Annotated in this window: 9 protein-coding genes and 3 pseudogenes; 2 read left to right on the forward strand and 10 right to left on the reverse strand. The window is 37.6% G+C overall.

The window, feature by feature from the left end:
* Positions 1–17 precede the first annotated feature (17 nt).
* Positions 18–1,238: pseudogene (locus tag P4S71_RS22390) on the reverse strand (response regulator).
* 279 nt (positions 1,239–1,517) lie between these two features.
* Between P4S71_RS22390 and P4S71_RS22395 the strand changes: the two are divergent.
* Positions 1,518–3,035 (forward strand): S10 family peptidase, encoded by a 1,518-nt coding sequence (locus P4S71_RS22395; protein ID WP_008134559.1) that lies wholly within the window; start codon positions 1,518–1,520, stop codon positions 3,033–3,035.
* Positions 3,036–3,072: 37 nt separating this feature from the next.
* Here the strand turns inward: P4S71_RS22395 and P4S71_RS22400 are convergent, their stop codons facing one another.
* From P4S71_RS22400 to P4S71_RS22415, 4 genes and pseudogenes are all read right to left on the reverse strand, one after another.
* On the reverse strand, positions 3,073–5,301 hold the full coding sequence (locus tag P4S71_RS22400) for an ATP-binding protein (RefSeq protein WP_337151553.1): 2,229 nt from the start codon (positions 5,299–5,301) through the stop codon (positions 3,073–3,075).
* Positions 5,288–6,097 carry a phosphate/phosphite/phosphonate ABC transporter substrate-binding protein gene (locus P4S71_RS22405; protein WP_007376105.1) on the reverse strand — a complete coding sequence of 270 codons (810 nt, stop codon included), beginning with the start codon at positions 6,095–6,097 and terminating at the stop codon, positions 5,288–5,290. The genes P4S71_RS22400 and P4S71_RS22405 overlap by 14 nt, the downstream gene beginning before the upstream one ends.
* A gap of 78 nt (positions 6,098–6,175) precedes the next feature.
* Positions 6,176–6,846 (reverse strand): annotated as a pseudogene (locus P4S71_RS22410) (START domain-containing protein).
* Positions 6,843–8,366, reverse strand: coding sequence for a CYTH and CHAD domain-containing protein (locus P4S71_RS22415; RefSeq protein WP_008134563.1), 1,524 nt, complete (start codon positions 8,364–8,366; stop codon positions 6,843–6,845). Before P4S71_RS22415 ends, P4S71_RS22410 begins: the two are co-directional and overlap by 4 nt.
* A 213-nt stretch (positions 8,367–8,579) precedes the next feature.
* Here P4S71_RS22415 and P4S71_RS22420 point away from each other — a divergent pair, with 213 nt between their 5' ends.
* Entirely contained in the window at positions 8,580–9,185 is a 606-nt protein-coding gene (locus tag P4S71_RS22420) for a TIGR04211 family SH3 domain-containing protein (RefSeq protein WP_008134564.1), read from the forward strand.
* A 32-nt stretch (positions 9,186–9,217) separates the two neighbouring features.
* Here P4S71_RS22420 and P4S71_RS22425 read toward each other — a convergent pair.
* The 5 genes and pseudogenes from P4S71_RS22425 to P4S71_RS22445 form a co-directional block, all read right to left on the reverse strand.
* Positions 9,218–10,279, reverse strand: a pseudogene (locus P4S71_RS22425) (DUF21 domain-containing protein).
* A gap of 22 nt (positions 10,280–10,301) precedes the next feature.
* Entirely contained in the window at positions 10,302–11,654 is a 1,353-nt protein-coding gene (locus P4S71_RS22430; protein ID WP_008134566.1) for a magnesium transporter, read from the reverse strand.
* Positions 11,655–11,946: 292 nt separating this feature from the next.
* Positions 11,947–12,696 carry an RIO1 family regulatory kinase/ATPase domain-containing protein gene (locus P4S71_RS22435; RefSeq protein ID WP_337151554.1) on the reverse strand — a complete coding sequence of 250 codons (750 nt, stop codon included), beginning with the start codon at positions 12,694–12,696 and terminating at the stop codon, positions 11,947–11,949.
* Positions 12,697–12,866: 170 nt separating this feature from the next.
* The gene (locus P4S71_RS22440) at positions 12,867–13,316 is read right to left on the reverse strand and encodes a MarR family winged helix-turn-helix transcriptional regulator (protein WP_337151555.1); all 450 of its coding nucleotides are present in this window, start codon (positions 13,314–13,316) and stop codon (positions 12,867–12,869) included.
* A 108-nt stretch (positions 13,317–13,424) separates the two neighbouring features.
* A complete protein-coding gene (locus tag P4S71_RS22445) occupies positions 13,425–15,092 on the reverse strand; it encodes a methyl-accepting chemotaxis protein (protein WP_337151556.1) in 1,668 nt (555 codons plus the stop codon).
* Between the last annotated feature and the right edge of the window lie 393 nt (positions 15,093–15,485).

Consider the following 15,485-nt stretch of genomic DNA (forward strand, 5'->3'; position numbering starts at 1 on the left):
TAAAAGCAATAATGCATTTATACAATACAGTTGCGTCCTCTATTTTTAGCTTCGTATAAAGCAGTGTCTGCAACGCGCATTGCATCGCTTAAGCTTGTGTTTTGAAATTCGGCTAAACCAATACTAGTAGTAATAGTGAATGACCGATCGCTGATAGAAAAATCATACGTTGCCATTTTTTTCTAAATGCTTCGAGGTATTCGCGCCCTCTAGCTAGCCCTATATCAGGTAAAATAATGGCAAATTCCTCCCCCAACTCTCGCAACAGTAAAGTTAGCAAATGCAGAACGAATCAGTGCTCCTACTTGCTTTAACGCTTGATCACCACCTTCGTGTCCTAATGTATCGTTTATGTTTTTGAAAAGATCGATATCGAGTAAAGCTAAGGTGTTATTTTGATTTTTAGTTTTTAATAATTTTTCTGCATATTGATAAAAATAACGTCGATTATAAAGACCCGTTAAATGATCTCTAAAAGCACTCTCTTTGATATCTGCAATTAACGAAAGCTGTTCCATTGTTTGTAACACCCGACAATGAAACTCTTCATTCATAAACGGTTTTGTTAAAAAATCGTTCGCGCCATATTTGATAAAGCGGGCCGATAAACCATGTTTTCCAGCCCCCGATAATCCTATAATCGCTAAATCATCACGGCCTCTAAAATTTCGCACCGCTTTAACTAGTTCAAAACCGTCCATTGTAGGCATTGCATAATCAGTCATCAGTAACTTAATGTCAGGGTCTGCCTTTAATATATCAAGCGCTTGTTGACCATCGTGTGCCGCTGTTACATCAAATAATTGCTTTTCGAGCATTTGCTTCATCAAGGAACGACTCAATACAGAATCATCTGCGATTAATGCTTTACACCCTTGGTTTCGCAGAAGCTGTGCTACCAACTTCACCGCGTAGTGATATGAATCGCGATTATCTTTTATTACGTAATCGACAACCCCTAACTCAAGCATTTGCTGGCGTTTATATTCATCAATTTTTGACGTCAGTACAACGGTTGGGATTTTTTTAGATAAGGTATATTTTGCAACTTCCCCGTTCGGTGCATCAGGCAACGTTAAGTCTACAAGAGCAAGTGAGTATTTATGTTTTTCAACATTCGCTTCACATTCAGCTAAAGACCAAGCGAAATCGACAGTAACGTCTAAATAATGTGCAGTTAAGTGGCGTAGAACCTGCTGTACTACTTTACTGTCTTCGACCACTAATACTCTTTGCATAGACCCTTCTCTTAACTTCTGATTAATTTTGCGGTATAGCCGCAAGTACAAAATATCACCACTTCATTCTCACGGTATAAAATCATACAAAAGAGTCAATAATAAGCTGGCACGTAAATATACCGGATTTTTATAAGTAGCTAAATAAATAAATTATAAATTAACCTAAAAGCACATTATTACTTATTCAACCAAAAATATCGGTCACTAGTCTCAATACTTTTGTTATTTAGCTAGTAATTGCTTTTAATAGCCTATCAACAATAATAAGGATACCTCATGACGCTTTGTCGGATTATCAGTTTACCAATCGCTATTATCACCTTAGTCCTCAGTACTGCCTCACTTGCAGATAACCAACGCCGTATAGATGTCGACAGTAAAGTAATTACTCAACACAAAGCCAAAATTAACGGCCAACGTTTTGGCTATACAGTTGCCACAGGTACGCAACCTGTGTGGGATGATAAAGGCGATGCGATTGCAACGCTTCAATATACCTACTATACCCGTGACAAAGTAGACGACAGAACAACTCGCCCACTACTCATTTCTTTTAATGGTGGTCCCGGCTCTGCATCAGTATGGATGCACCTTGCCTATACTGGGCCTAGAGTATTAAAAATTGATGACGAAGGTTACCCTATTCAGCCTTATGGCGTAAAAGATAATCCTTACTCAGTGCTTGATATTGCCGATATTGTTTATGTAAACCCGGTAAATACCGGTTATTCTCGCGTACTTGAAAATGAGAAAGGCGAACTCCTTTCTAAAGCAAAGCAAAAAGAGCTATTTTTTGGTGTAAATGCCGATATTAAATACCTTGCTGAATGGTTAAATACTTTTGTAAATAGAGCAGAGCGCTGGCGCTCGCCTAAATTTTTAATTGGCGAAAGCTATGGCACAACACGTGTATCGGGTTTAGCTCATGAGCTTCAAAACAGTCAGTGGATGTATATTAACGGTGTTGTACTCGTATCACCTACCGATATTGGTATTAAGCGCGATGGCCCAATAAAAGCTGCCAACCGCCTACCTTACTTCGCTGCAACTGCTTGGTATCACAAAGCACTTAAAGCCGATTTACAAGCTAAAGACTTAGACGAGCTATTACCAGAAGTTGAGCTATTTACTGTAAATGAGTTAATCCCAGCCCTTGCTAAAGGTGGCTTTATTAATGCAGATGAAAAACGTCGTATAATTACAAAAATGGCGCACTATGCTGGCTTGTCAGAAAAATTTGTTGAGCAAAATAACTTAGATATTCCAACCCAGTTTTTCTGGAAAGAATTACTACGTGAACGTGGTCAAACTTTAGGGCGTCTAGACTCTCGCTATTTGGGGATGGATAAACGAGGCGCAGGTGAGTCTCCTGATTACTGGGCTGAACTTACGTCATGGTTACACTCTTTTACCCCTGCAATTAATTACTACTTACGTGAAGAGTTAAACTATAAAACAGATGTAAAATATAACTTATTCGGTAATGTTCATCCTTGGGATAGAACGGGTAACAATACTGGCGAAAACCTTCGTTTAGCAATGGCGCAAAATCCTTATTTAAACGTTATGATCCAATCAGGGTACTTTGATGGCGCAACCAATTACTTTGATGCTAAATACACGTTATGGCAGTTAGATCCTAGCGGAAAAATGAGGGAACGTTTGAGTTTTAAGGGCTATAGAAGCGGGCACATGATGTACCTTCGCCATGCTGATCTAGAAAGCTCCAATAATGACCTGCGTAACTTTATTAAAAATGCCTTGCCTAAAGAAGGCCAAGCTGCAAAATACTAATCTCTAAATTTACTAGAGGTGGCTCTTATTGAGCCACCTATTTATTTTCATATTGCTGACAATAACGACTTAACTGATCTATCACAGCGTTAAAACATAACTCTAACTCTTCAATTAAGTTGCTTTGGACACTTTTATTTTCTGCCAAAGTTTCAACTTCCTGACATATATCTGCAAGTCGTATCGTCGCCACTGATTTTGATGATGATTTTAAGCCATGGGCCTGAAATGCTATGCCAGTAAAGTCATCGCAGCTTGCATACTCACGTATCAACTTAACTTGCTCCCCTGCTGTTTGCAAAAATGCATTAAATACCATGCAATGTACTGCGGGATCATCTCCGAGCATTGCACGCAACACAGATAAGTCGAGTTGATCAAACGAATGGGTCGCTGTTTCAGGCTTTTGATTGGTTTTAACCTCAGAATTAACCACTGTTTTCGTGTGCTTAATTAAAAGTGATTTAAGTTTCACTAACTCAACAGGCTTAGTTAAAAAACCATTCATACCTACTTTATGGCAATCGTCTAAATTCTTTTTAACAATATTGGCTGTAATGGCAATAATGATCAAAGGTTCGAAACGACTATCTTTTCGTATTCTTGTCGTTAGCTCAAAACCATCTAAAAGAGGCATTTGGATATCCGTAAGTAAAACATCAAAGTGCTTGTTTTGTAATGTTTGCCAAGCCTGCTCTCCATTACTTACAAAAGTTGAGCGCACACCGAGTATTGTTAATTGCTGCTTTAATACTTGTTGATTGGTAATCTGATCCTCAGCAACTAATACATCTAAAATAGGCAAAGAATTTGCTGAAAAGTTTTTATCTTTGATTACGCAAGCATCTGAATTAGAAGAAAAACCAGCCTGTTCAAAAGTATTAAACGTCAAACTGAAGCACGATCCTTTATTTAATTCACTTTGTACTGATATTTTTCCTTGCATGCGCTCAACCAACTCCTTGGTAATGACCAGTCCAATACCTGTGCCATGGACCTTGCTCGTTTCTGCACCTAATCGATCGAAAGGTTTAAACAATCGAGAAATATCATCATTTGCAAAGCCACACCCTGTGTCAGCAACGCTAATTTCACACTGCTGATTATTTAAAATTTTACAATTTATGTAAATCTCACCATTTTGTTTATTATATTTAATCGCATTAGAGAGTAAATTTAACATTACTTGTTTAAAGCGACGTTTATCAATATAAAAATTTAGTCCTTTAAGTAAATCGAACCCTTCAGTGTACAGAGTCATTGACTGTGCTTTTGCTAATTCACTTACAAGCTCCACAGAATCTTCGATAAGTGGTTTGATAGGCACATAATCAAAATTAAATTGCATATTTCCAGACTCGATAGCCGTTAAATCAAGTACATCATTAATCAATAAGAGTAAGTGTTCACCAGCTCGGTAAATACTTTTGGCGTTACCTTTTTGTATATTATTAGCAAATTCGTCATATTCATATAACTGAGCGAAACCTAAAATAGCATTTAACGGAGTGCGTAATTCATGGCTCATACTTGCCATAAAATCAGACTTTGCTTTACTTGCCGATTCCGCCTCAATGCGCAGCCTATTCAATTTTTGATGATTACTTTGAACTTCAATAGCCATTTTATTAAATGCATTGATAACACTGCCAATTTCATTCTTTTGTTGCCTATCAACATGACAATTAAAATCGCCTTTTGCGAGCTTGGAAAAAGCAAATTCCAGTCTGCGCAAAGGCGTTGTGATTCGATAATCAACTAACCAAGCAAGCGCCATGAAAAAAATAACGAGTATGGTAAATTGACTGTATATTAGTGTGTAATGCAGCTTTGAGGATTCATTTATTTCGTTAGTGAAATTAGCGACTAAAATAATTTTTGCTAGAGGTTTATCTAAAAATAAAACCTGCTGACTTAGTACAACATCACTACGCTCAATTGTGTCCTGCCAAGTGTCCAATGGATACAATTGGTTTTTTGTTACCTCATCTATAACTTGGATTCTTTTCCAATTCGGTTGAATTTCTAGCTGGCTATCAATCTGCTCGTAAAGTTCAGCATATTGGCGAGTAAGCAAAGGAGTTGTTACTGAAGTAGACAGTTGTTGCAGTGACCGTTGTGCGGTTTTAGAAAGTCCTTCGTTAACCCAACGAGCTTGCTCTGGTAGTGCGTAAAAAATAAAAAGACAAACCAATAAAAAACCAAATGTTATTACAGCAACAAAACTTTGTACTCGCAGACTACGCCACCAATTAATTCTCAACATAAAATGCGCTTAGCCCCCATTCAGTTAATTGTTGATACTCCGCTAAGGTCGCAATACTGGGCTCTATAATTGGGATCCCTGCAAATAAGTGTTTATGCTCATCACTTTCGCCTATATTTAAAAAAGCACGCTGTACCTTAAGCTGTATTTCACTTGCAACTCTCGGGTGAGCAACAATTGGATGGCGGCTAATTTCACGAGTTTTATAAATAACTTTGAGCTTTTGTTGTAAATTTTTAGGTTGCTGTTTTAATGTACCTAAAACTCCACCTCCCGCTTTAGTCGAGTTCAGTGCTACGTTTAAGTACACCGAAGAGTGTGTTTGTACATAAACGGGCTTAATTTTTAGTCCATACAGTAAGGCTAAATCGGCGCGCATTAACAATGAAGCACCTAGTGCATTTGGTGCAGGAAACGCAATTTCAGCTCCCTCTAACTGGCTTAAATTATCTATACCACTTTTTTTATTAACAACTAAAACACCTTGGAGTGATCGCCCTGCATCTTTTATTAAGGGTAAATAACCTTGTTTTTCATGTGCTACAACACTGTGCCAAGGGTTCATATAAGCAAAATCATATTCTCCATTAGCAAAAGCCTGTTCAAAAACAGGTATAGACTTAACCGTAATTAACTCAATTTTTACACCTGTTTGCTCACTCACTTGTTTGAGTAAAGGCTGCCAAATAGCATTCAATTTTTGCGATTCATACTGAGGTACAACACCAAAAGTATATTCTTGAGAAAACAACCATGAACTTTGCAATAAACATAACATAGCAACGACATACTTCATCAGCTCTCCTAATATGAGTGTGTTATTACTATTAGCTTAGTTAAAGACTGAGTAAGTCACCATAAAATTCTTATCTGTTCAGCATTTACCAGCTTTAATCAGAGGCGCTTTTACTTGATACCTCTGATGAATAAGAATGTCATGTAGATTGAGCAGGGTTTTGTAGGTACTTTTCAGACCTACTTTATTATTAAGCCAAGTAGGGATCATGCCTGCGGATAAAGCATAAACTTGATAAGCAATGCTTAAATTGTTGCCTTGCTGAGTTAATAACCACTTTGCATTTAAAGTTTTAATTCTGACCACATTTTTATAAAGTGGCAGCTCTTTTGGGCGCGCTTTAATAACTAGCTGGCTTTGATTTGGTGTTAATTGTGAATAACACGAATACGTGACTGCGTCTCTATTTGCAACAGGCCAAGGGGAGTCAAAATAGCTGTAAACGAGGTTTTCTGAGGGGCTCAGTATTTTAATAACACTAACTTTCGAGGCGTTCTCTATCCACTTTTGCGCCACTTGCGTATCACTAAGTAACGCTAAAAAATCCTCAGTGGTGACACCATTTACAACTAGCTCGCCTTTAACTTCAAACGTATCATCATCATGAATTTGATAATATACGCTTACCCCTTTCTCATTTTTGTACAAATGCCAAATCGGATTAGCATACGCATTAAAGGCTTGCATTAAAAAAAGAAGCAAGTGCACTTTTGAATAAAGTTTGGCTTACAAAAGTGCCTTGTTATCATTTTTGCCAATACGGTTCTATATCAAATGACGCGAGTCGGCTTTGCTCCATCGCATTTACCAAATACTCAGATTTTTGCTCAAGCCACAACTGAATTTTAGCGAGTTGCTCATCTTCTTGCCCAGCACATAACTGCTTTAAATACTCCAATGTACTTAACTCATACATTCCATGGGAAATATCCAACCAAGGCAACCTAAATTCCAATCGCTCCTCTTTATCAAATAGAGCACCTAAGCAATTGCCACTTAGTAGGCTATTTTCAAGCTGTGTACGCAAGCTTAAATAATCAGTAATACTGAGAGTTTGCTCTTTTGGGAGCATATGATGCAAGTTTTTCCAATCTTTATTAAACAGACGATTAGCAATCGATGAAACTGGCTTTTCTGCAGCTTGAAGTTCAACCTGCCCCCAATCTTTACGCCAGTGCTTATCAATTAACCAAGTTGTTAACGATAATAGTAATCGATTATAGCGCGCACTATGAAACAGCGCATTGATATCATCAATACTGGGTTGAAGCTCTTTTAAGTCATTAATAACTTGTGCAAGTGCCGGCGCTGCATTTATTTTTCTATAAAAAGCATGGCGTTTAGAGGTATAGGTTTTAAGCTGAATTGCATTTTCAACCCATGCTAACTCACTTAATAGCCATTTAAGTTCAGTGCGAAGATGGTCTGTGCTTTCTTTAGATACAATATCGTCATACAACCAAAAAGTATGCCGGATTAAACTAATACCATCTGTTACTCTTTTCAGTGTTTTTAAACTTGGTTTATCGAAATAACATTGCTCATGTTTTTGTACAAACCGGATACCAAAATTCATTGCTGCAACTAATGCACTTTCTTGACTTGGTGAACTAGACAATTGCACAAAGCCAATGGATTTACTTGGTTTTAATGGTTTTTCATCAGCCAGACGATAGCCACGTGCCGCTTTAGAATATAAACCTAAACGAATACAGTTTTGACTCACCAACTTATCAGCTAAAGCAAAGAGTTCGTTGCGACTGCCTTCAACCAGCTCAATCTCAAGTTCGCTAATAATCTCTATTTTACCAGCCGCTGCAATTTCGCCTTTATCAAGTACGACTTCAATTTTGGCCCCTGTTTCAGTCTCTATTAACCAAGTACGGCGAATAAAGTTAGTACTGAAAATGGGGTATAAATTTTGTGAAATTGAATCAACTTGCATACCATGAGGCCAGATGTTGGCGTTAAATGCCATCAAATTAGGACGATTTGATTCAAGTGGTAAGTTATATTCAGGGCGTTGATGCAGCCCACCAACAACTTCACCTGCAAGTTTTATAGTTTGCTCACATTGGGTATCCGCACAACGCGTTCTAAACCCGATATCAAGCGCTCTAAGTTCACGGTTCGGTGTATCATAGTATGAGTTTTGCAAACTGCGTGAAGGCTTGTTTATAACCGTTTTTGCAAATTGAGTAATTAAAGAGGGGATCAGTGGAACTACGGCATCTGATACCAAAAACTTCAGTTCTATCTCAGTATCCATTTGGTCTGCGGATTACCTTTAAAATAAATAAGTGCTCAAAATAAACAAAGCGCATCCACAATGCAAATTTTTTAGTCTTATTTATGCCTAAAATCATGACTGGGTTACAATATCAGTCTTGCTATTAAGCGCTTAAATCCATACTATCTGGCTACTTATGTGAAATAAAAATCACGTTCATCATGGACGCAGTTAGATTAACAAGGTAGATAAATGCTAAAACACTGCTTATTAGGGCTACTTTTAACAGCCACCACATTTATGAGCCATGCAGAAGAAGCCCAAGCGGCAAATTCCACTGATGCAAAAACCGCTTATATCATCGATAATTTATATACTTTTATGCGCTCTGGAGCGAGTACAAATTATCGCCTTCTTGGCTCTGTAGATGCAGGAACAAAGTTAACTTTATTATCAGCTGAAGAAAATGGTTTTATCAAAATTAAAGACGATAAAGATCGCGAAGGCTGGATAGAAACCAAGTTTGTTACCCAAACTGCTGGTTTACATCAACAATACCAAACACTGAGTAGTGAAATGGGCACAATGCAAGAAAAGTTACGCCTAGCTCAAATAGAATTACCGCAGCTGCAAGAGCAGAATCAAAAATTAACAGATCAAAACCAACAACTTTCTGAGCAAATAACTAAATTAAAGAGCACACTGGAGATAGAGCGGACTCAAAAAGAAGCTGCCAGCTCTAAAGAAAAACGCCAGCTACTTACTTATGGTGGCGCAATTGCATTTTTAGGACTGTTTTTTGGTATTATTTTAACTATTGTGCTGTCGCGTCGTAAACGTTACGAAGGTTGGGCATAAACTCACAGCTGAGTGTATACAAAAAAGCCGCTTTATAGCGGCTTTTTGTTCTCTGTATTTTCATGCAGTTCAAGTTTAGGTGCGCTCATACCTTTGAGTAATCGACCAAATATATCTGCGCCAGTAATAATACGCTTTTCATCACTCCACACTAATACAACGTCGTGATCAATGGCACCATCAAACGATTTATCAAGTGAATGGTTTGCTCTTATTTTTAAAATAACTTCACTCAAACGCATAGTTTCATCTGTAACAATGATTGGCCTGTGGCAATAGTGATATGGGTCAAAAGCCTCTGATTCAAACAATGCTGAACGTAAAAAGCCATCTGCATCAACCACCAATAACGGCCAACCATCTTCATTAGTAATGATCACCCAGTTATAACCTGATTTATGTAACTTACGTAAAAATTCATTATCGGCAGTCAACGTAAGATCAGGAAATATCGGTAAATCTAGCTTTGTTGGCAATGCAATTATAGAATCAGGGTCAATCACCTCACCTTCTTTGGTTACACTGATCTCATCTAAACTAAAAAAGTTAAGTGCGCCAATTCCTTCCACATGCTGAACATCAGCCTCTTCGGCTTCAATGTGTTTACGAATAATGCCTCTTAATTCGCTTTCAGCAAAGTACGTAATACCTTCTTTTCCAAGCCATGCATCAAGCACCAAAGCAGTTGGTTTAGCTACAACGTAAAACAGTATCTGGTAAAATTTTATAAGTGGTGACAACATACTCGCCATTTTAAGCGCATTACGCGAAAAATAAGCTTGGGGCGTAATTTCACCAATGATAGTAATTGCGATAGTTGAGAACAAAAATGAGCTTGCCCCCATTAATACCGAATCAGAAAGCAAAGTAAGTAATACGTTTATACCTACGTTACCCCACAAAATAGTCGACAATAAAAAATTTTAATCATTACGCAGCGCCATTACTTTTATAGCGGCTTCGTTACCTTTCGTACTTTCCATTTCAAGTTGTAATCGGCTTAGCGAAAAAAACGCCAAATTCAAACCAGAAAACATTGCGGACTGTGAAATACACAGTCCAATTGCACACCAAATCATGACATCAAAAGTCATTATATTTTCCTATTAAAAAAGCTTATAGCAACAACAAGCTGCCTAAACCTAAAAAGGTTACAAACCCTACAATATCAGTAACGGTTGTTAAAATTACCGAGCCCGACAATGCTGGATCTATTTTCATTTTGTCTAAAATAGACGGAATAACAACACCCGCTAACGACGCTGCAACTAAGTTTAATAATATTGCGACTGTAATCGTAATACTTAGCATAATGTCGCTAAACCATAAATAAGTAAGTGCACCAATAACAAACGCCCACACCAACCCATTTACAGCCCCCACGCGCAGCTCTTTTTTAAGTAACGCTTTACGGTTGGAGTCGGTAACCTGACCCAGTGCCAAGCCGCGAACAATAACGGTCAATGTTTGACTTCCTGCAATCCCTCCCATAGAAGCCACTACTGGCATTAACACCGCTAACGCAACCACTTGCTCTATCGTTGCCCCAAATAATCCTATAAACCACGATGCTAAAAACGCCGTTGCTAGATTAATGCCCAACCAAATACCTCGGTTTTTAGCACTTTTTCGCACACTTGCGAACAAATCTTCGTCTTCTCTTAAACCACCCGCTTTAGCTGCCGCTTCATCGGTAATTTCTTGGCGCAATTCGTACGCTGAGGCAATCGTTAATCTGCCAAGTAACTTGTTATCTGCGTTTACGACTGGCATTGCCATTTTCTCTGAGTGAATAACGACTTCTGCCGCTTCATATAAATCATCATCTGCATGTAATGATGAGAAATCATGATTAGCCAAAGCTATTAAACTGTCAGTGTCACTCGCTTTTATTAAATCGTTAACAGCAACCTCACCTATTAAGCTGCCTTTTCTACTGACTAAATAGATAACTTCACTGTATTGTGGCAAACCTTTATGCAACAGCTTTTTAGCCCCACCAGCGGTTAATTTCTCTGATACTTTTAAGAAATCAAACCCCAACCAATGACCTAGTTGTTCAGGTGGATATTGCTGTGCTAATTCGTATTGTTTAATCTGCGCTTCGTCGAGTTGTTTTTTAGCATACTCAACAAAGCGTTCTGGAATAACTTCTTCTAGTTCAAGCAGCTCTTCTACATTAACTTCATCTAATAATTTAAATGCATCGTTATCATCTAACGTTTGCAGTAACCATAGACAGCTATCCTCACTTAAATTTACAAAAATTTCATGTTGCGTGTCCTCATCAAGCAATAGCCAAATTTCAAGGCGTTGCTCTTTTGGTATCGCCTCAAAGAGTAAAGATAAATGCTCAGTAGAGAGTGTTACCTGCGCATCAGCTAATAATTTATTTTTGCGTTCTGTTGTATCGCATTGAAGTAAATCATTTATTAGTTGTGGAAGTTGATCAACCGGATACTCAATCATTTTAAAACCTTAAAATTTAAAAATGCACGTTACTTACAGTTTATCCTGACAACAAAAATTTGCTGAGAAAACTTGAGTTTATTAAGCATGTACAGGCTATTTTTGCGCATTGTATGGGCAAAATAAAAACGGTACTAATGTTTATTTTAAAAAATTAAAAAAACAGTAAAAGGGATTATTTTTGAGGAGAGAGTCAACACAATAAACAATCCAAATAGATTGCTTTTGCTACAAAAAAAGGCTCATATTAAAAACTAATATAGGCAAACAAGAATGAAATAGGTGCGTACATTTAAAGGCGGTCGGTAATGCTGCGTACAAGTTCAGAATCTAAGAATTGAGTTACCAAGGCAGCTCCCCAGGCATACGTCCGTTGAATTGGGTAACCTTTAAAAATCCAGCGTTTACGTACATGATTAAAATGCTCCAGATAATCTTGCTTAGCTTGGGGCATAGGGTGTTCAGCAAGTTTACTCCACGCCTTGTAGACACCCGACATATCTGAGCCTCGCATAAAGCGCTGTAGCCATCGAGGAAAACGAGCGAAGCTAATAGTTGACTGAAAGTCGATAAAATAAGGTTTACCGTCAGCACCACATAGAATATTACCCATATTACGTAAATCTAAATGCACTATCCCTTTGCGATGCATTTTTGCGACTTGACGCTCAAGCTCGCTAAAAAAATCAACTGGAAGCTTTTTACCTTGATGAATTAAAGAGCGAAGTGACGTGCCCTCTATATAGTTATAAGCCACTGCAATCGGCGATAAACGGCAAAAACGATTTGCTACCGCGTCCAACTCAGATAATCGACTCAAACCTTTATATTCTTGGTTAACCGAAATACGTGCAAACGATTTACGAATAAACCAAGGACTTTGGCTAAAGTCTTTTATTATTAAATCAAATCCATCATCTTTATATCGATAAACAATAGCATTAGCAAAACGTCCTTTATGAACAACACTTAAACGATGTTGCACAAAAGTGTGCTCTGGAAATTGTTGCTGTAATTGCGCTAACAAATCATTTTCAATCATAACAAACCTCACAAGATAATAACCTTGATTGCCTAGGCAACTATATTATCAAAGTTCGATTTTACCTACAACGGAATCACATGTTTAGGGTCTTGATTTTCTATTGAAACAGTATCGCTATTTTATTGATAATCTATTTTTTAGAGGCTGTTTGAGGCAGTGATTCTAGGTTATTTATTGCTTTGAACAGCAAATCCATTAACTGTTTTTTCAGATTCTAAAAAACCAGTTAATGCCTGAGTATAGACTTCGTTTACTACTGGCATTATTTCTGGGTAAAGTGCTTTTCCTTTTTCACTTAAACATAAAATGGTTGAGCGTTTATCAAACTCACATTGTGTTTTAGCTATTAAGCCTTTTTCTTCAAGACGGCTTAATAGTCGACTCATTGCACCTCGGTCATAAACCATATGCTCACAAAGCCCAGCAAGCGTATTAACAGACTCTTTAGCTAGCAACACAACAACTATGTACTGCGCCGAAGTTAAATCCATAGGAAGTAATTTGGTATCAATATGCGTAACCAGCGTTGAGCGTAAAAAAGATACCAAACGTCCTAGGTCTTTTTCAGGGACCAATTCATCGCGAGTACAGGGTTTAATTGATGTCATACTTTGCATTAAAATCCACTCAATTTAGTCTATTATGATCTACTTTAAAAAATTGTAAAACTTACCAATAAGGTTAAGCCGCAGTTAGCGGCTTTAATAACGGTAAATACATAAGTACTAAATTTTAAACTGCCCAACTAATTGCCCTAAACTTTCACCTCTTCCGGCTAAGTGTTCACTAACTGATGACGTTGTTTTACTCGACACTGTAAGCTCATTAACTATTTCTTGGATAGCATATACATTGCGATTTATTTCTTCTGTTACACTACTTTGTTCCGTAGCGGCTGTCGCAATTTGCGTACTCATATCGTTAATTGATGTCACTGAATTGGTAACCGATCCTAAACTATCGGATATAGCTCGTGATGACTCAACTGAACGATTGCAGCTTTGTTGGCTTGCTTGCATTGCACCTACCGCTGAGGACACTAGATTATGTAGTTCACTCAGCATTTCATTAATTTCAAGTGTGCTCACTTGCGTACGACTCGCCAAGCTTCTTACTTCATCTGCAACAACAGCAAACCCTCTACCGTATTCACCAGCACGAGCGGCCTCTATTGCGGCATTAAGTGCTAATAGGTTTGTCTGTTCTGCAATACCGCCGATAACACTCAGCACACTATTAATTTTTTTAGACTGCTCGCTCAGTGAATCAACCTGTTCAGCAGCGACGTTTATTTCATCCATTAATTTTGATACTTCGCTGAGTGAAATATCAACACACTCTTGTGCTTTAGCAACTTCCTGTGTTGCAGCCTGAGTTGATACAGCAACTTGCGTAGTATTTTGTGCAACTTCATGTGATGTGGCAGACATTTCAGTAATGGCGGTCGCAACTAACTCTGTTTCATGATTATGATTGAGTAGCTTGCCCTCAATTAGTCGTGTTTGTTTATTTATATCACTGGATGCTGATTTCACATCATGTGTAACATCAACCACATTCGCAATAATACCGTGTAGCTTACTGACAAAAACATTAAATGCTTCACCTAATTGACCAATTTCATCATTCGTGTCTATCTCTAAGCGCTTAGTTAAGTCACCTTCACCTTTTGCTATGTCGTCAAGGCTTTGCACCATTCTTTGAATTGGCTTAACCATGGTATTCGCCGCAACCAATGCACATGCAATCGTTAAAACAACCCAAAATAAAGCAATTAGCAGTAAGGTAATTACTTTATCATTCATATGCTCTTGCATCGTTACTTCGTATTTAATTAGCTCTGCTTCTATATCATCCATATATGCGCCAGTGCCAACCATCCAATTAGTTCCTGGGATCATGGCAGCATAGCCCATTTTCTCTACTAGGCCTGTCGTATTAGGTTTTTGAAAGTGGTAGTTAAATGCGCCACCACCTTTTTGAGCCTGTTCGAGTAACCCGACTATAATTTTTTTACCATTGGGGTCTGTCATCCCTATTTTATTTTGCCCTTCAATGGCATCACCTAATAACGCATGAAAAACACTAACACCGTTTGTATCGTAGATGAAAAAGTAACCCCCTTGACCAAAGGTTAAGTTTCTAAGCGCATTTTTAGCATCTTGGGCAGAGCCAGTATCTAATTGGTGACGAACAATTTTGCTCGCAATTTCGATTTCTGTATTTAATAAGTTCTGTTTATCTTTGATCAATTTAGTCTTAAATGAATCAAAATTTTGCTGCTGATTTTTAGACTCTAAATAATAAGAACTCAGCATTAAGCTAGTTAAAAGTAACATCAGTGGCAAAATAGCTAATAACAACAATTTGTTTTTTAAGCTTAAATTACTCATTATTTCTCCAAATCTAAGGCAGTAAATTTAAACAGCAACAACATAAAATAACAAAAGATACTTTTTATTTTATGCTCACTGATAAAGGTAAATTAGTTTATTTACATACAACTTAATATTTACGAAGCGTGTAAATATTAAAGGTAAATGTCGAGGTAAGAGCCAAACCAACCTTGGCGATTTTGTCCATATTATAGTTGTAAGGCATACATTTTAATACTTAAAACATTGCGACCTTAGTAGTAAGCAAAATAATGAACCTAACCAATTACTCCCACCAATAAGTAAAACAACGAAAAACAAAGATGAAACTTAGGAACAATCATGTAGTTTTTTTATTTTTATTAACATATAATCACCCTATATTACTAATACGAATTACCTAGCATAAAA

Source organism: Pseudoalteromonas sp. B62 (assembly GCF_037162565.1).
In the GTDB taxonomy this organism is placed as follows: Bacteria; Pseudomonadota; Gammaproteobacteria; order Enterobacterales; family Alteromonadaceae; genus Pseudoalteromonas; species Pseudoalteromonas fuliginea.